The following is a 16,725-nucleotide window of genomic DNA, read 5'->3' on the forward strand; positions in this document are numbered from 1 at the left end:
ACTCACCTCGCTAACCCTAAACGAGGGGGAGGGCTTAAAAAGGTTGGCGGGCAAAGTTGTGCAGATGCCTATGAGGGAGAAGCCTAAGTACCTGCCGCCCACCCTGAGGGACAAGCACCGCTACATAGCATTCCAGGTCATTGGAGAGAGGGCCTTCACGAAGGACGAGATAAAGCGGACCATCTGGGAGGCGAGCATTTCAACCCTCGGAACCCTCGGCTCGGCTAAGGCCAAGCCGTGGTTCATCAAGTTCGACGAGAAGAGCCAGACTGGGATAGTGCGCGTTGATAGAAAGCACGTTGAGGAGCTCCGCTTCGCCCTGACACTGGTTACGGAGATAAACGGTTCGAAGGCGATGTTCAGAACCCTCGGCGTTTCGGGAACCATAAAGAGGTTGAAAAGAAAGTTCCTGGCCGAGTACGGGTGGCGTTAGCGCAGGAAGGGAACGGCCTTATCAACCACCCCATCATAGACTTTAATGTACCTCCCGCACGCGTTCTCCCAGGTGAAGTCCTTCCTCGCCCTCCTCTTACCGTTCTCGCGGAGCTTTCTCAGGGTCTCCTTGTCTATCTCCTTCGCCAGAACCAGCGCCCTCGCCAATGCGAACGCGTCCCTCGGAGGGACAAGAATTCCAGTGGCGTTCTCCGGGTCGGAGTTGATGTCTATTATAGTGTCCTTTAGCCCACCAACGGCGCTCGCGATGGGTATGGCTCCGAGGCACATCGCCTCAAGCTGAACAAGACCGAAGGGCTCGAAGTAGGACGGGATTACGGTGAAGTCCACCGAGCCGTAGAGCTCGCGGACGGTTTCCCTGCTCAGGAGTTCGGTTATCACCCTTACGTTTTCAGGGAAGCGGTTTTGAACCGCTCTCGCCCACGCCTCCAGTTCGGGGTCACCCTTCCCAACGATGAGGAAGCGCATCTCACCGAAGGCTGGGTCGCTCGATAGTATTTCAACCGCCCGGAGGAGCGTATCAACGCCCTTCTGTGCCCTGTCGAAGCGACCTATGAAGAGGAAGGCCTTCCCGTCGCCCAACCCAAAGCGCTCCAGGACGAGCCTTCTCCTCTCTTCCCTTGGGAGGTCCTTCGTCTCCATGAGTTCCTCGTTCCAGAAGGAGCAGTCTATGCCGTTGAAGACGTGGGTAACCTTGCCGTCGAAGTGCCCAAAGAACCCCCACTCCTCCCACAAGTAGCTCCTGCTGACGGTCGTCACGGCATCGGCTATATAGGCGGCGGTGTGCTCGGGATCCATTTCAGGGTAGGGGGCAAGTTCAGCGAGGTTTGCCTCGCCGAAGTAGTGGGCTGGAATCCTGGCCTTGTTGAGCCTGTGGATCGTGAAGACGCTCCTTGTCCCGAAGTATTTCTTCAAGAGGCCGAGGGCAAAGACCGTGTGCCAGTCGTGGGCGTGGATTACGTCCGGCTTGAAGGTTTCAATAAGCTCGTTCATCAGCCCGACGCTCGCTTTTCCGAAGAGAACGGCCTTTCTGAGGAGCGTCTCCCAATCGGGGTAAACGTCGGTATCGAGGACGTCCCCGGAGAGGGCATAGACGGTTACGCCGTTCTGCTCCCTCTTCCTCGCCGTTATGCTCACCTCCCTCCCCTCAAAGATTATTCCGAAGGAGTGGACCGGTTTGCCCAATCCCCTGCCGTGGTCGGGGGTGAAAACGAGAACCTCGTTACCAAGCTTGGCCAACCCCTCGGCCATGCTCGTTATGGCCTCCGCCAGGCCCCCCACCTTGACCGGGAGGTACTCGAACCCCAAAATCAGAATCTTCATTGTCATCACCCGATTTAGAGATCAAGCGGTATCAAGACGGAAAAGAAAAGTTCACTCAAGGAGAATGAACTTCTCCCCCTCGACGTCCTCAAAGTAGCTGCCGATTCCCCCGACCTTCCATTCCCTTCCGTCGGCTCGGACTGTTATGTTCGCGGTCAGTGGGGTGTATTCGTACTCGGTTACCTTTCCATCGAGGGTTACCGGCTCCTTGGTATCCACGAGCCTGCCAACGACCTCTATCCTTCTGGGAAGCTCGACGTACTTGAGGAGGGTGATGAGGGTTCTTATGTTCACGAGGGAGAGGGGCTTTGGAACTGCTGAGTAGCTTAAAGGCTTGATGACCTCGCTGTTGTCGAGGTATATCGTGTAAAACCAGTGCATGTAGTTTTGGATAATCTTTGGGCTTTTGGCCCAGAAGGAGTAAAACTTCTCCCTCCTCTTGTCCTTCGGCAGGGCACCGAAGAAGAGGGCGTAGTCGATGTCGCCGATTATCCAGCTTGCCATGAGCCAGGGCGCACCTCCACTCCTCGCGAGCATTATGTTGTCACCCTTGAGCCAGTCGGGAATCTCGTCGAAGTTGCTGATTATGACGAAGATTATGTCCTTCCTGGCCCTTATCTCGCTCTTGAGGAGCTGGAGGAACTCGAAAGGCGTGTTGATAAGAACCTCGTGCTTGGCGGTCCTTATGACATATTCAGCCCTTTCCACGGTGTTCTCAAAGCCCTGTATGGTCCATATCTCCGGTAAATCCTCACCGTGAACCTCGCGGTAGAGCTCGAGGAAGGCCACCTTGAGGTTCTCGATGTCCTCTATGAAGTCCTCCTTTATCTTCTCCAGAACGACCTCGGGATTGACGGGCTTGTAGAGCCTCGGAGAGCCCTGCATCACATCGACGAAACCCTTTCTGTGGAGCGAGCTGAGGACGTCGTACACCCTAGTGTGGGGAATGCCGCTCTCCTTCGTTATGTCCGTGGCCTTGCTAGGGCCGAGCTTGAGGAGAGTGATGTAGGCTAAGCTCTCATACTTGGTCAGACCGAGCTTCTGGAGCTTCTCAACGATTTCCTCTTCGTGCATGCCAAAACCCCCAACCTTTTAAGTTTCACTCGCGCGAGTTTATTCATCAGTAGTGATACCTGGTGGTGAAGGTGTATAAAATTTTCGGGTTCGAACCGGACTGGAGGTTCGGAAGGGTTGCCAGGGTGGAGTTCTCGATACCGGCCAGGGGAAAATACGCCTACCTGCTCGGAAACTTCAACGCCTTCAACGAGGGAAGCTTTCGAATGGAGCGGAAGGGGGAGCGGTGGAGAATCACCCTCAGGCTCCCCGAGGGCGTCTGGTACTACGGCTTCTCCGTGGACGGGAACTTCGGTACCGACCCGGAGAACCCCGAGACCACCGTCTACCGGCGCCTTTCCTACAAGTTCGAGAGAACAGTGAGCGTGGCGACGATCCTCGGCCCGGGTGAGGTTTTCCACAGGCCGAGCGCCGCCTACCTGTACTCCATCGCCGGGGGAACCCACGTTCTCCTGAGGGCCCGGAGGGGAAAAACCCGGAAGGTTCGGCTCATTCTCGATGAGAGCGAGGTTCCGATGAAGCGCAAGGCTCTCGACGGGCTTTTCGAGTACTTCGAGGCGGTCCTGCCCGGTGAAGGGGTCATAAGATACTCCTTCATCGTGGAATCCGAAGGAAAAACCATCGAACTTGGCCCCTTCGAGGCGAAACCTTACAGATACAATGCCCCAGGGTGGATTCACGGGAGGGTTTTCTACCAGATAATGCCCGACAGGTTTGAGCGGGGCCTGCCCGGGACCCCGAGGGGGAGGGCACTTGCCGGGGAGGGGTTCCACGGCGGCGACCTGGCGGGGATAATCAGAAGGCTCGACCACATCGAAAGCCTGGGCGCAAACGCCCTCTACCTAACCCCGGTATTCGAGTCCACGACCTACCACCGCTACGACGTTACGGACTACTTCCACATCGATAGAAAGCTCGGGGGAGATGGGACTTTCCTCAAGCTGGCGGGAGAACTCAAAAAGAGGGACATCAAGCTAGTTCTCGACGGCGTCTTCCACCACACGAGCTTCTTCCACCCCTTCTTCCAGGATTTGATAGCCCGGGGGAATGAGAGCGACTACAAAGACTTTTACAGGGTGACCGGCTTCCCCGTGGTTTCAGGTGAGTTCCTGGAGGTTCTCAGGTCAAAGATTTCTCCGAGGGAGAAGCACCGGAGGCTGAAGGAGATAGGGTGGAACTACGAGAGCTTTTACTCCGTCTGGCTGATGCCCAGGTTGAACCACGAGAACCCAGAAGTAAGGAGACTCGTAAAGGACGTCATGATGCATTGGCTTGAAAAGGGTGCGGACGGCTGGAGGCTCGACGTGGCCCACGGCGTTCCGCCGGAGCTCTGGCGGGAGGTGAGGAAAGCCCTCCCAAAAGATGCATACCTCGTCGGGGAGGTCATGGACGACCCGAGGCTCTGGCTCTTTGACAAGTTCCACGGGACGATGAACTACCCCCTCTACGAGCTAATACTGAGGTTCTTCGTCGAGCGGGAGATTGACGCGGGGGAGTTCCTCAACGGTCTGGAGCTTCTGAGCGCTCATCTTGGTCCCGCGGAGTACGCGATGTACAACTTCATCGACAACCACGACACGGAACGCTTCATCGACCTGGTGAACGACGAAAGAAGGTACCTCTGCGCGCTGGCCTTTCTGATGACCTACAAGGGAATCCCCTCGATATTCTACGGCGACGAGATCGGGCTGAGGGGAAAGCTGGAAGGGGGCCTTGACGCCGGAAGGACCCCGATGGAGTGGAACCCGGAAGGGTGGAACGAGAGGATACTCGAGACGACTAGAAAGCTGATAGAGCTAAGGAAGCGCAGCAAAGCCCTCCAGCTCGGAGATTTCATTCCGCTGAGGTTCGAGGGGGACGAAATAATCTACGAGAGGGCTCTTGGGAAAGAGAGGGTGAGGGTGGAGATAAGGTACACAAAAACCCCAGAGGAATGCCGTTTCAAGCTGTTCCTTTCCCGTCTTAAACGCAAGTACTGGAAAAATTACTCCCCGAACACCAGCTAGGAAGAGTGTTCCCTAACGCTCCCGGGACGACACAAATTTTCTAGAAGCTCAAATCTGTGCACGGTCATCAACTCTGAACAGGAGAGCGCAAGATATATATATCACCGACGATGATACTATACCACCCAAAATTGAGGCGGGTGATAAAAGCATGAGGAAAGGTTTGTTTGCCCTGCTTTTGGTCGGGGTTCTGGTTCTCAGCGTCGTGGCCAGCGGCTGCATAAGCGGTGGAAGCGAGAGCCCGAGCACCACCAGCAGTCCGAGCGAGACCACCAGTCCGAGCGAGACGAGCTCCCCGAGCCCAACCGAAACAACGACCACCCCTGAAACCGACTGTGGAAGCGGTGAGGTGGTAATCTGGCACGCGATGCAGCCCAACGAGCTCGAGGTCTTCCAGAGCCTGGCCGAGGAGTACATGGCCATGTGCCCGGACGTCACCATAACCTTCGAGCAGAAGCCGGACCTTGAGAGCGCCCTCAAGGCCGCCATACCCACCGGTCAGGGGCCGGACCTCTTCATCTGGGCTCACGACTGGATAGGCAAGTTCGCGGAGGCCGGCATGCTCGAGCCAATTGACGACTACGTTACCGATGACATACTCAACGGCTTTGCCCCGATGGCCGTCGATGCCATGCAGTACAAGGGCCACTTCTACGCCATGCCCTTCGCCGCCGAGACCGTTGCGCTCATCTACAACAAGGACATGGTGAGCGAGCCGCCCAAGACCTTCGACGAGATGAAGGCCATAATGGAGGAGCACTGGAAACCAGATGAGGAGAAGTATGGAATAGCATATCCGATCGACGCGTACTTCATATCCGCTTGGGCCCACGCCTTCGGCGGCTACTACTTCGACGACGCGACCGAGATGCCCGGTCTCGACCAGCCGGAGACGATAGAGGGCTTTGAGTTCTTCTTCCAGAACATCTGGCCCTACATGGCCCCTAGCCCCGACTACGGCACCCAGCAGAGCATATTCCTTGAGGGCAGGGCGCCGATGATGGTGAACGGTCCATGGAGCATAAGCGACGTCAAGAAAGCCGGAATTGACTTCGGCGTTGTTCCGTTGCCGCCCATAAGCAAGGACGGCAAGGAGTACTGGCCGAGGCCCTACGGTGGAGTCAAGGACATCTACTTCGCGGCAGGTATAAAGAACAAGGACGCCGCCTGGAAGTTCGTCAAGTGGTTCACCACCGACCCAGCCGCGGTTAAGGAGCTCGCTCTTCAGCTCGGCTACATTCCGGTCCTCAAGGAGGTCCTCAACGACCCCGAGATCCAGAACGACCCGGTCATCTACGGCTTTGGACAGGCCGTCCAGCACGCCTACCTGATGCCCAAGAGCCCCAAGATGGGCGCCGTCTGGGGTGGAGTCGCGAACGCCATCAACGAGATACTCCAGGACCCGGAGAACGCCGACATACCGGCCATACTCAAAAAGTACCAGCAGGAGATACTCGACAACATGAACGGCTGACCGTTCTCTCTTTTTCACACTTTTCGGAGGGATTCCGCCATGAAGAAGACTACCACCATCGCCCTGTTCCTCATCCTGCCAGGAATGGCCGCGTTCCTGTTCTTCAACCTGTGGCCGATAATATACTCCATCTACCTGGCCTTCACCAACGCCCAGCTCGGTAACTTCCCGGTCCAGGCTCCAGATGCGCCGCCGCTCAAGTTCGTCGGGCTGGAGAACTTCCGCTGGATACTCAACGACGAAACATTCAGGAGCGCCTTCATGTGGACTTGGATATTCGTCGTCACCAGCGTCACCCTCAAGGTCCTCGCCGGAATCTTCCTCAGCCTGCTCTACAACAGCAAGTACGTCAAGGGCAAAATGATCTACCGTTCCCTCCTGATAATCCCCTGGGCCCTGCCGCTCCTCTTCTCCGTCACCGTCTGGAAGTTCATGTTCGACCCGATATTCGGGCCGGTAAATCAGGTGCTCAAATCCCTCGGGGTTCAGAACCTGCCCAACTGGATCAACGACCCGTTCTGGGCATTCATAGCACTCAACATAATCGAGGTATGGCTGGCGTACCCCTTCATGATAACCGTCATAACCGCCGCCCTGCAGTCGGTTCCGGACACGCTGATGGAGGCGGCGATAATAGACGGCGCCAACTACTGGCAGAGGATAAGGCACGTGGTCCTTCCGATAGTCGGCAAACCGATAGCCTTCGCGACGATACTGACCAGCGCGGCGAGCTTCCAGTACTTCATGGTGCCCTACATCTACAACGCCGGCCTCTTCGAGGACAAGTTCATACTGCTCTACGGTTTCAGGAAGGCCTTTGGAGCGAGCCCGCACTACGGAAAGGCGGCGGCGATAATGATAGTGGCCACGCTCGTGCTGGCGGTTTACATGTACGTCAACGTCAGGATAACCAGGCTCCAGGAGGGTGCTAAGGGATGATGGGCAGGAGAAAGGGGGAGGTCATCAAGACCTTCACCCTCACCCTGATAGCCATCTTCGTGATGTTCATAATACTCTTCCCGGTCTACTACATCTTCACCGTCTCCATAACCCCGGGTTCGACGCTGGCAACGACCGAATTCCACCTGATACCCAGGAACGTCAGCCTCGACTCCTACCGCGAGGTGCTCTTCGGGTTCTCCGGGAGCAAGCTGAGCGAGAACTTCACGGGGACCATAGAGGGAAGCGCCCACGTCCAGGACGGCAAGCTCTACCTGGTGGACGGCACGCTGAAGGGGAAGGTGAAGTACGGCCCGTTCACGGGGCTGACCTTTGAGATCCCAGTGAAGGGACTGACCTTCGACGTCTCGACCGCTCAAAACGCCCAGGGCAGGCTGAAAGGGGAGGTAAGCGGACTGTTCGTCCTGACCAGGGTGAACGAGGACGGGAGCATAGGGTTCGCGATAGTCAGGGACGTAGAGCTGAAGAGCGGGGAGGTCGAGGGAGTGAAGGTCTCGGGCCAGATGGAGAAGTACGTCGTGGCCAGGAACACCGGGACCGTGAGCTTCACCAACATAGGGAAGTTCGTGAACTCCAAGTTCTTCGGCTACCTCAAGAACAGCCTCATAATAGCCACGCTGACCGTCCTGCTGGCCCTGCTCTTCGTGGTTCCAGCGGCCTACGCGTTCTCGCGCATGAAGTTCTTCGGCAGGGACCACGTGCTCTACTTCTACCTGATGTTCACCCAGGTCGCTGGAGGACTGGGCATAGCAGGCCTTATAGCGCTCTACGGTATGGTCGTCAAGCTCGGCCTCTACGACAAGCTGCCGGTGCTGTCCTTCATCTACGCGGCCGGAAGCGTTCCCTTCAACACCTGGCTCCTCAAGGGCTACATCGACTCCATAAGCCCGGACTTCGACGAGGCGGCCCTGGTGGACGGCGCGAGCTACCTGCAGATAATCAGGCACGTGCTCCTCCCGATGGCCCTTCCAGGAATAGCGACCGTCGCGATATTCGCCTTCATAGGCGGCTGGACGGAGTTCATACTCGCCAGCCTGCTCCTGACCGAACCCAACCAGCCGCTGTCGGTGTGGATATACCTCCTCTTGGGCGGCATCGGCAGGGGCATAGACTGGAGCTACTTCGCGGCGGCGGCACTGCTCTTCGCCCTGCCGGTGTTCCTGATGTTCATGCTCGCCCAGAACTACATAAGGAGCGGTCTTACCGTTGGAGGACTCAAGGAATGAGGTGATAGCATGAGAAGGGTGGTTGCCCTACTCCTGGCAGTTTTGATGGTTGGAAGTCTGATTGGAGCGAACGTAAAGACCGTTGGGGCGGCCGAACCGAAGCCGCTCAACGTCATAATCGTCTGGCACCAGCACCAGCCCTACTACTACGACCCGATCCAGGACATCTACACGAGGCCCTGGGTCAGGCTCCACGCTGCCAACAACTACTGGAAGATGGCCTACTACCTGAGCCAGTACCCGGAGGTTCACGCGACGATCGATTTGTCTGGCTCGCTCATAGCCCAGCTGGCGGACTACATGAACGGCAAGAAGGACACATACCAGATAATCACAGAGAAGATAGCAAACGGAGAGCCCCTCACCGTCGAGGAGAAGTGGTTCATGCTCCAGGCACCCGGGGGGTTCTTCGACCACACCATACCATGGAACGGCGAGCCCATAACAGACCCCAGCGGCAACCCGATAAGGGACTTCTGGGACCGCTACACGGAGCTGAAGGATAAAATGATGGCCGCAAAGGCCAAGTACGCCAACCTTCCGCTCGAGGAGCAGAAAGTCGCGGTCACCAACGAGTTCACGGAGCAGGACTACATTGACCTGGCGGTTCTCTTCAACCTCGCCTGGATAGACTACAACTACATAATGACCCACCCCGAGCTTAAGGCCCTCTACGACAAGGTGGACGAGGGAGGCTACACGAGGGACGACGTTAAAACCGTCCTCGACGCCCAGCTCTGGCTCCTCAACCACACCTTCGAGGAGCACGAGAAGGTAAACCTCCTCCTCGGGAACGGCAACGTCGAAGTTACCGTCGTTCCCTACGCCCACCCGATAGGGCCGATACTCAACGACTTCGGCTGGGAGGGCGACTTCAACGACCAGGTGAAGAGGGCGGACGAGCTTTACAAGCAGTACCTCGGGAACGGGACGGCAGTGCCTGTCGGTGGCTGGGCCGCCGAGAGTGCCCTGAACGACAAGACCCTCGAGATACTCGCCAACAACGGCTGGACCTGGGTCATGACCGACCAGCTCGTCCTCGACAGGCTCGGCGTCGAGAACACCGTTGAGAACTACTACAAGCCCTGGGTGGCCGAGTTCAACGGAAAGAAGATCTACCTCTTCCCGCGCGACCACGCGCTGAGCGACCGCGTTGGCTTCACCTACGCGGGTATGAACCAGTACCAGGCGGTTGATGACTTCGTGAACGAGCTCCTCAAGATACAGAAGGAGAACTACGACGGTTCGCTGGTCTACGTGGTCACCCTCGACGGCGAGAACCCGTGGGAGCACTACCCCTACGACGGCAAGCTCTTCCTGACCGAGCTCTACAAGAAGCTGACCGAGCTCCAGGAGCAGGGACTGATAAGAACCCTCACGCCGAGCGAGTACATCCAGCTCTACGGGGACCAGGCCAACAAGCTCACCCCCAAGATGATGGAGCGCCTTGACCTCACGGGCGACAACGTCCAGGCCCTCCTCAAAGCCCAGAGCCTCGGCGACCTCTACGACATGGTCGGCGTCAAGGAGGAGATGCAGTGGCCCGAGAGCAGCTGGATAGACGGAACGCTCTCCACCTGGATAGGCGAGCCTCAAGAGAACTACGGCTGGTACTGGCTCTACCTGGCGAGGAAGACCCTGATGGAGAAGAAGGACGAGATGAGCCAGGAGGACTGGGAGAAGGCCCACGAGTACCTGCTCCGCGCCGAGGCGAGCGACTGGTTCTGGTGGTACGGGAGTGACCAGAACAGCGGGCAGGACTTCACCTTCGACCGCTACCTCAAGACCTACCTCTACGAGATGTACAGGCTCGCCGGAGTCGAGCCGCCGAGCTACCTCTTCGGCAACTACTTCCCGGACGGGGAGCCCTACGTCACCAGGGCCCTCGACGGCCTCAAGGAGGGGGAGATGAAGAATTACTCCAGCATGTCGCCGCTGGCGGAGGGCGTTAGCGTCTACTTCGACGGCGAGGGACTTCACTTCATCGTCAGGGGTAACCTGAGTCAGTTCGAGGTCAGCATCTGGGAGAAGGACGAGCGCGTCGGGAACACCTTCACCCTCCTCCAGGGGAGGCCGGGCGAGCTCAGGTACTCCATGTTCCCGTTCTCAGCGGACAGCGTCGGGCTGATGATAACCAAGCACCTCGTCTACCGCGATGGGAAGGCCGAGGTGTACAAGGCCACCGACTACGAGAACAGCGAAAAGCTCGGTGAGGCGACGGTCAGGGAGACGAGTGAAGGAATAGAGGTTGTTGTGCCCTTCGAGTACATAGAGAACCCTGCCGATTTCTACTTCGCCGTCTCGACCGTGAAGGACGGCAGGCTGGAGGTCATAAGCACCCCCGTCGAGCTGAAGCTCCCGACCGAGGTAAAGGGAGTCGTCATAGCCGACATAGCCGACCCCGAGGGTGACGACCACGGACCGGGAACCTACACCTACCCGACCAACGACGTCTTCAAGCCGGGCGTGTTCGACCTCCTCCGCTTCAGAATGCTTGAGCAGACCGACAGCTACGTGATGGAGTTCTACTTCAAGGACCTTGGAGGGAACCCGTGGAACGCTCCCAACGGCTTCAGCCTCCAGATAATAGAGGTCTACCTCGACTTCAAGGACGGCGGCAACAGCACGGCGATAAAGATGTTCCCGGACGGGCCCGGGGCCAACGTGAACCTCGACCCGGACCACCCGTGGGACGTCGCCTTCAGGATTGCCGGCTGGGACTACGGAAACCTGATAGTCCTTCCGAACGGAACCGCCTACCAGGGAGAGATGCAAATCTCGGCAGACCCTGTAAAGAACGCGGTGATAGTGAAAGTCCCGAAGAAGTACATAGCGATAAACGAGGACTACGGCCTCTGGGGAGCCGTCCTAACCGGGAGCCAGGACGGTTACGGGCCGGACAAGTGGAGACCGGTAGCGGTTGAGGCCGAGGAGTGGAAAGTCGGTGGAGCAGACCCGAACGCGGTCATAAACGGTGTTGCACCCAGGGTAATCGACCTCCTCGCTCCTGCAAACTTCAGGCCAACCCAGGAGGAGCAGCTGAGCAGCTACGACGCCAACGATATGAAACTCGCCACCGTCAAGGCCCTTCCGCTACTCAAGCAGGGAATAGTCGTGAACGACCCCGAGGGTGACGACCACGGACCGGGAACCTACACCTACCCCACCGACAAGGTCTTCGTTCCGGGGCACCTTGACCTGCTGAAGTTCAAGATGATCGAGGGAAGCGACGACTGGACGCTCGAGTTCTACTTCAAGGACCTCGGTGGCAACCCGTGGAACGCTCCCAACGGCTTCAGCCTCCAGATAATCGAGGTCTACCTCGACTACACCGACGGCGGTAACAGCTCGGCGATAAAGATGTTCCCCGATGGCCCGGGAAGCAACGTCCAGCTCGACCCCAGGCACCCCTGGGACGTGGCCCTGAGGATAGCGGGCTGGGACTACGGTAACCTCATCGTCCTGCCCAACGGAACCGTCTACCAGGGCGAAATGCAGATCTCAGCCGACCCGGTAAAGAACGCGATAGTCGTCAGGCTACCCAAGAAGTACCTGCCGGCCATAGGGGATTACGGCCTCTACGCCTCCGTGCTCGTTGGCTCCCAGGACGGCTACGGTCCTGACAAGTGGAGGCCGGTAGCGGTCGATGCGGAGCAGTGGAAGCTCGGCGGGGCGGACCCGAACGCGGTCATAAACGGCGTCGCACCGAGGGTGGTCGATGAGCTCGTCCCACCCGGCTTTGAGCCAACCCAGGAAGAGCAGTTAAGCTCCTACGACGCCAACGATATGAAACTCGCCACCGTGCTCATGATACCGCTCGTCGAGGGCACCGGCGGCGAGGAGCCGACCCCGACCGAGACACCGACCGAAACCACCACGACCACGAGCGAAACCTCGACGACCTCACCGAGCCAGACTGCCACTACCACCACTACCACTCCGACCACCAGCAGCCCGAGCACCACCGCACCAACCACTACCACCGAAGGCGGTGGAGGAATCTGCGGTCCGGCCGCGTTAATAGCACTCGCCACGATACCGCTCCTCCTCAGAAGGAGGCGCTGACCCTTTCAAATTTTTGAGGTGATAAAATGGCCGAGGTAAAGCTCATCAACGTCTGGAAGCAGTTCGGGGAGTTCACCGCGGTAAGGGAGATGAACCTCGACGTCAAGGACGGGGAGTTCATGATCCTCCTCGGACCTAGCGGCTGCGGAAAGACCACCACGCTGAGGATGATAGCCGGCCTCGAGGAGCCGACGAGGGGGCAGATATACGTCGGGGACAGGCTCGTGGCCGACCCCGAGAAGGGAATCTTCGTTCCACCGAAGGACAGGGACATCGCGATGGTCTTCCAGAGCTACGCGCTGTACCCCCACATGACTGTCTACGATAACATAGCCTTCCCCCTCAAGCTCAGGAAGGTGCCGAAGCAGGAGATAGACCAGCGCGTCAGGGAAGTCGCGGAACTTCTCGGCCTGACGGAGCTCCTCAAGAGGAAGCCGAGGGAGCTGAGCGGTGGTCAGAGGCAGAGGGTTGCCCTGGGCAGGGCGATAGTGAGGAAGCCCCAGGTCTTCCTCATGGACGAGCCCCTGAGTAACCTGGACGCAAAGCTCAGGGTGAAGATGCGCGCCGAACTCAAGAGACTCCAGAGGCAGCTTGGAGTTACCACAATCTACGTCACCCACGATCAAGTTGAGGCCATGACCATGGGCGACAGGATAGCGGTCATAAACCAGGGCGTCCTCCAGCAGGTCGGAACGCCGGAGGAGGTCTACGACAGGCCCGCGAACACCTTCGTTGCCGGCTTCATAGGCTCGCCCCCGATGAACTTCATGGACGCGACGGTGACCGAGGACGGCTTCGCCGACTTCGGCGAGTTCAGGCTCAAGTTCCTCCCCGACCAGTTCGAGGTTCTCGAGGAGAGGAACCTCGTCGGGAGGGAAGTCATCTTCGGAATTCGCCCTGAGGACCTCTACGACGCGATGTTCGCCCAGGTCAAGGTACCAGGAGAGAACATGGTTCGGGCCATGGTGGACATCATCGAGAACCTCGGAAGCGAGAAGATAGTCCACCTGAGCGTCGGCGACGTCACATTCCTGGGCTCCTTCCGCTCGGAGTCCAAAGTGACGGAAGGCCAGGAGATCGATGTCGTCTTCGACATGCGCAAGGCCCACGTCTTCGAGAAGGGGAGTGGGAAGGCAGTTTTCTGAAGCTTTTTAAACCTCCCCTCCCATTTTCTCCCATGCCCATAGAGGACTTCGCCGAGTTCCTAGCCAGGGAGATTCCAAGGGGGAAGGTAGTCGAGCTAGGGATAGGCTTCCAGTTCAAGGTCGCGCTCAAACTGAAAAGCCTGGGGTACGACGTTCTGGCCATCGACTGGAACCCCGAGTCTGTTGAACGGGCAAGGGAGCTGGGCATAGGGGCGGTACGAGACGACCTGTTCAGCCCGAGGCTCGAACTTTACAGAACTGCCCGCGCGCTCTACTCAGTCAGGCCCACGCCGGAGATAGTGCGGCCCATTCTAAAGCTCGGCAGGACGCTAAGACTGCCGGTTTACATTTTGCCGCTGGCGGGAGATGCAATGCCCAGGGGAATGAGGCTGGGAAACCACCGCGGACTGGCGATATACGTTTATAACCCCCGCACCAAATAGTTCCGGTGGTGACATGAGGCTCTTCGGCACCGCTGGGATCAGGGGAAGGTTGTGGGAGAAGGTCACTCCCGAGCTCGCGATGGACATCGGGAAGGCGATGGGAACTTACATCGAGGGAGAGGACATAGTGGTCGCGAGGGACGGGAGAACTTCAAGCGTGATGCTCAAGAACGCCCTCATCGCGGGGCTCCTCTCGACCGGGAAGGAGGTTCTCGACGCGGATTTAATCCCGACGCCAGCCCTGGCCTGGGCGACGAGAGAGCACGGCGACGGCGGGGTTATGATAACGGCCAGCCACAACCCGCCGACCGACAACGGGATAAAGGTCTTCAACGGCGATGGAACCGAGTTCTACGTCGAGCAGGAGGGGAAGCTTGAGGAGCTCGTTTTCTCAGGAAACTTCAGGAAGGCCAGGTGGGACGAGATAAAGACGGTGAAGCCCCTCGACGTCATAGATGACTACATCGGGGCCGTTCTCGACTTCGTGAACCACGAGACGGGCTTAAAGGTCCTTTACGACGGCGCCAACGGTGCCGGGAGCGTTCTGGCTCCTTACCTCCTGCGCGAGATGGGGGCGAAGGTCATAAGCGTGAACGCCCACGTGGACGGCCACTTCCCGGGAAGGAAGCCCGAGCCTCGCTACGAGAACATAGCCTACCTCGGAGAGCTCGTGAGGGAGCTGGGCGTTGATATTGCCATAGCCCAGGACGGCGACGCCGACAGGATAGCGGTCTTCGACGAAAGGGGCAACTACCTCCACGAGGACACAGTTATAGCGCTCTTCGCCAAGCTCTACACCGAGGAACACGGGGGCGGAACGGTGGTCGTTTCCATAGACACGGGCTCGAGGATAGACTACGTCGTCGAGGAGGCCGGCGGAAGGGTGGTGAGGATTCCCCTCGGCCAGCCACACGACGGAATAAAGAGATACGGGGCCATCTTTGCCGCTGAACCCTGGAAACTCGTCCACCCGAGGTTCGGCAACTGGATAGACAGCTTCGTAACGATGGGGCTTCTGCTCAAACTCATAGACGAGGAAGGGAAACCCCTGTCAGAGATAGTGAGGGAGAACGTTCCTGAGTTCTACCTCACCAAGAGGAACGTCCCCTGCCCGGACGAGTTCAAGGGGGCGGTAATGGAGAGAGCGTACATGGCCCTTGAGGAGAAGCTGGGAAGCGAGACCAGGGAAGTTCTGACTATTTCCGGCTTCCGCTTCAACCTGAAGGACGGCTCGTGGGTTCTCGTGAGGCCGAGCGGGACGGAGCCGAAGATTCGCGTTGTTGTTGAAGCTCCCAGTGAGAAGAGACGCGACGAGCTCTTCGAGCTGGCCTACGGAGCGGTCAAGAAGGCCGTTGAAGATGTCATGAAGAAGGGCTGAGCCCTATTTTCCACTTTTAGACCATAACTCCGAGCAACCAGCCGGCCGTTCCAGCGAGGAATATTAATCCCAAATCCCGGACGAGAACCCAAGGTCCGGGCCTTTTTCCGGTTCCCATCAGGTAGAGCCAGTAGACAAGCAGAGGAACCAGGAGATCAAGTGACAGGCGGGATTCTCCAAAGAACAGATTGAGCATAAAGGAGAAAGCCGAAACGGAGGCGAGGGCCTTTCCGCCCATGGAACCACCTCAGATGAACCTCGCAGGCCTGAGAGTTCTAACCGCTATCTCGTTCTTCTCCACCATGACCCTGAAGCCCTCCTTGGCCACGTAGGTCTTGACGCCGGTGACGGTTTCGATGTACTTGGCCTCCTTGTAGGGGTTGGCGAAGTGCATCTTCATTCCGATGTGGCTCATCACGAGGGCATCAGGTTTGTGCTCCATATTCTTGAGCATCTCAACCGCGTCGTCGGTGCTGAGGTGGTACGGAATGCCCATGTCCCTTGGCCTGGTTATTGCCGCTATTATGAGCCTCGCGCCGTCGTGCCACTCCAGGAGTTCATCGAAGTACGCCGTGTCGGGGATATAGGATATGTCGCCGTACCTCGTCTTCATGCGAAAGCCGATGGTGGTAGGGTCCGAGTGCTGGGTCGGGGTTATGAGGAACTCCTCCTCACCTATCGCTATCCTGCTCCCCGGCTCGGGAATGTGTATGCTCTCGAGCACGTCCAGGTGGTACTTGCTCACCGCGGGCGTGTGGGTTTCATCGCCGTGGATAACGCTCTTCGAGGCTATCAAAACACCCCTCTTCTTAAGCGCTCCGCCGGTCATGGCTTCTATCATTACCTCCACGTCGTTGCAGTGGTCCACGTGCCTGTGGGAGACGAAGATGACGTCGAGCTTCCTGGGGTCGAGCTTGTAGCGCCAGCTCCTCACCAGCGCGCCTGGCCCTGGATCAACGTAGACGTTCCTGCTCGCCCTTATGTGGAATCCCCCGGTGGAGCGGAACTGGGTTATCGTGATGAACCTCCCGCCCCCGCTCCCGAGGAACGTTATCTCTATCAATTCTCCACCCCCGGTTTCTTTTGCAGACGTAGAAGTGTCACCGCTTGGGTATATAAGGCATTGCCCACCGAGCCTGTGGACGTTTATATACATGACTGCCGTTTCATAGGACATC

The 16,725-nt window shown here is 58.1% G+C and carries 13 protein-coding genes; 9 read left to right on the plus strand and 4 right to left on the minus strand.

From position 1 onward, the window contains the following. The first annotated feature begins 70 nt into the window (after nucleotides 1-70). A complete protein-coding gene (locus E3E27_RS07115) occupies nucleotides 71-433 on the plus strand; it encodes a ribonuclease P protein component 2 (protein ID WP_167774088.1) in 363 nt (120 codons plus the stop codon). On the opposite strand, the gene E3E27_RS07120 is transcribed toward E3E27_RS07115, so the two are convergent. Both E3E27_RS07120 and trmBL1 read right to left on the minus strand, forming a co-directional pair. Continuing rightward, nucleotides 430-1,776 (minus strand): glycogen synthase, encoded by a 1,347-nt coding sequence (locus tag E3E27_RS07120; RefSeq protein ID WP_167774089.1) that lies wholly within the window; start codon nucleotides 1,774-1,776, stop codon nucleotides 430-432. The genes E3E27_RS07115 and E3E27_RS07120 overlap by 4 nt on opposite strands. A gap of 51 nt (nucleotides 1,777-1,827) precedes the next feature. Then, complete coding sequence (gene trmBL1 / locus E3E27_RS07125; protein ID WP_014788723.1) at nucleotides 1,828-2,850, minus strand: HTH-type sugar sensing transcriptional regulator TrmBL1; 1,023 nt, start codon at nucleotides 2,848-2,850, stop codon at nucleotides 1,828-1,830. A gap of 71 nt (nucleotides 2,851-2,921) precedes the next feature. Here trmBL1 and E3E27_RS07130 point away from each other — a divergent pair, with 71 nt between their 5' ends. The 8 genes from E3E27_RS07130 to glmM all read left to right on the plus strand — a co-directional run bounded on the left by E3E27_RS07130 (nucleotide 2,922) and on the right by glmM (nucleotide 15,547). Next, on the plus strand, nucleotides 2,922-4,856 hold the full coding sequence (locus tag E3E27_RS07130; protein ID WP_167774090.1) for an alpha amylase N-terminal ig-like domain-containing protein: 1,935 nt from the start codon (nucleotides 2,922-2,924) through the stop codon (nucleotides 4,854-4,856). A gap of 151 nt (nucleotides 4,857-5,007) precedes the next feature. Then, nucleotides 5,008-6,330, plus strand: a complete 1,323-nt coding sequence (locus tag E3E27_RS07135; protein WP_014788725.1) for an extracellular solute-binding protein — start codon at nucleotides 5,008-5,010, stop codon at nucleotides 6,328-6,330. Between the two features lie 39 nt (nucleotides 6,331-6,369). Continuing rightward, on the plus strand, nucleotides 6,370-7,269 hold the full coding sequence (locus tag E3E27_RS07140) for a carbohydrate ABC transporter permease (RefSeq protein ID WP_167773993.1): 900 nt from the start codon (nucleotides 6,370-6,372) through the stop codon (nucleotides 7,267-7,269). Then, nucleotides 7,266-8,516, plus strand: a complete 1,251-nt coding sequence (locus tag E3E27_RS07145) for an ABC transporter permease subunit (RefSeq protein WP_167773994.1) — start codon at nucleotides 7,266-7,268, stop codon at nucleotides 8,514-8,516. Before E3E27_RS07140 ends, E3E27_RS07145 begins: the two co-directional genes overlap by 4 nt. Before the next feature lie 9 nt (nucleotides 8,517-8,525). Next, the gene (locus E3E27_RS07150; protein WP_167773995.1) at nucleotides 8,526-12,581 is read left to right on the plus strand and encodes a glucodextranase DOMON-like domain-containing protein; all 4,056 of its coding nucleotides are present in this window, start codon (nucleotides 8,526-8,528) and stop codon (nucleotides 12,579-12,581) included. Nucleotides 12,582-12,607: 26 nt separating this feature from the next. Continuing rightward, nucleotides 12,608-13,726 carry an ABC transporter ATP-binding protein gene (locus E3E27_RS07155; RefSeq protein ID WP_167773996.1) on the plus strand — a complete coding sequence of 373 codons (1,119 nt, stop codon included), beginning with the start codon at nucleotides 12,608-12,610 and terminating at the stop codon, nucleotides 13,724-13,726. A 32-nt stretch (nucleotides 13,727-13,758) separates the two neighbouring features. Further along, nucleotides 13,759-14,169 (plus strand): UPF0146 family protein, encoded by a 411-nt coding sequence (locus tag E3E27_RS07160; RefSeq protein ID WP_167773997.1) that lies wholly within the window; start codon nucleotides 13,759-13,761, stop codon nucleotides 14,167-14,169. Between the two features lie 13 nt (nucleotides 14,170-14,182). Then, entirely contained in the window at nucleotides 14,183-15,547 is a 1,365-nt protein-coding gene (gene glmM / locus E3E27_RS07165; RefSeq protein ID WP_167773998.1) for a phosphoglucosamine mutase, read from the plus strand. A gap of 16 nt (nucleotides 15,548-15,563) precedes the next feature. Here the strand turns inward: glmM and E3E27_RS07170 are convergent, their stop codons facing one another. Both E3E27_RS07170 and E3E27_RS07175 read right to left on the minus strand, forming a co-directional pair. Further along, on the minus strand, nucleotides 15,564-15,785 hold the full coding sequence (locus tag E3E27_RS07170; protein ID WP_014788732.1) for a hypothetical protein: 222 nt from the start codon (nucleotides 15,783-15,785) through the stop codon (nucleotides 15,564-15,566). 9 nt (nucleotides 15,786-15,794) lie between these two features. After that, on the minus strand, nucleotides 15,795-16,610 hold the full coding sequence (locus E3E27_RS07175; protein ID WP_014788733.1) for an MBL fold metallo-hydrolase: 816 nt from the start codon (nucleotides 16,608-16,610) through the stop codon (nucleotides 15,795-15,797). Between the last annotated feature and the right edge of the window lie 115 nt (nucleotides 16,611-16,725).

Source organism: Thermococcus sp. MV11, from assembly GCF_012027285.1.
Lineage (GTDB): Archaea > Methanobacteriota_B > Thermococci > Thermococcales > Thermococcaceae > Thermococcus > Thermococcus cleftensis.

Coding starts and splice junctions, on each gene's coding strand:
- E3E27_RS07115 (WP_167774088.1), top strand. CDS start 71: ATGAGGGAGAAGCCTAAGTACCTGCCGCCCACCCTGAGGGACAAGCAC.
- E3E27_RS07120 (WP_167774089.1), bottom strand. CDS start 1,776: ATGAAGATTCTGATTTTGGGGTTCGAGTACCTCCCGGTCAAGGTGGGG.
- trmBL1 (WP_014788723.1), bottom strand. CDS start 2,850: ATGCACGAAGAGGAAATCGTTGAGAAGCTCCAGAAGCTCGGTCTGACC.
- E3E27_RS07135 (WP_014788725.1), top strand. CDS start 5,008: ATGAGGAAAGGTTTGTTTGCCCTGCTTTTGGTCGGGGTTCTGGTTCTC.
- E3E27_RS07140 (WP_167773993.1), top strand. CDS start 6,370: ATGAAGAAGACTACCACCATCGCCCTGTTCCTCATCCTGCCAGGAATG.
- E3E27_RS07145 (WP_167773994.1), top strand. CDS start 7,266: ATGATGGGCAGGAGAAAGGGGGAGGTCATCAAGACCTTCACCCTCACC.
- E3E27_RS07150 (WP_167773995.1), top strand. CDS start 8,526: ATGAGAAGGGTGGTTGCCCTACTCCTGGCAGTTTTGATGGTTGGAAGT.
- E3E27_RS07155 (WP_167773996.1), top strand. CDS start 12,608: ATGGCCGAGGTAAAGCTCATCAACGTCTGGAAGCAGTTCGGGGAGTTC.
- E3E27_RS07160 (WP_167773997.1), top strand. CDS start 13,759: ATGCCCATAGAGGACTTCGCCGAGTTCCTAGCCAGGGAGATTCCAAGG.
- glmM (WP_167773998.1), top strand. CDS start 14,183: ATGAGGCTCTTCGGCACCGCTGGGATCAGGGGAAGGTTGTGGGAGAAG.
- E3E27_RS07170 (WP_014788732.1), bottom strand. CDS start 15,785: ATGGGCGGAAAGGCCCTCGCCTCCGTTTCGGCTTTCTCCTTTATGCTC.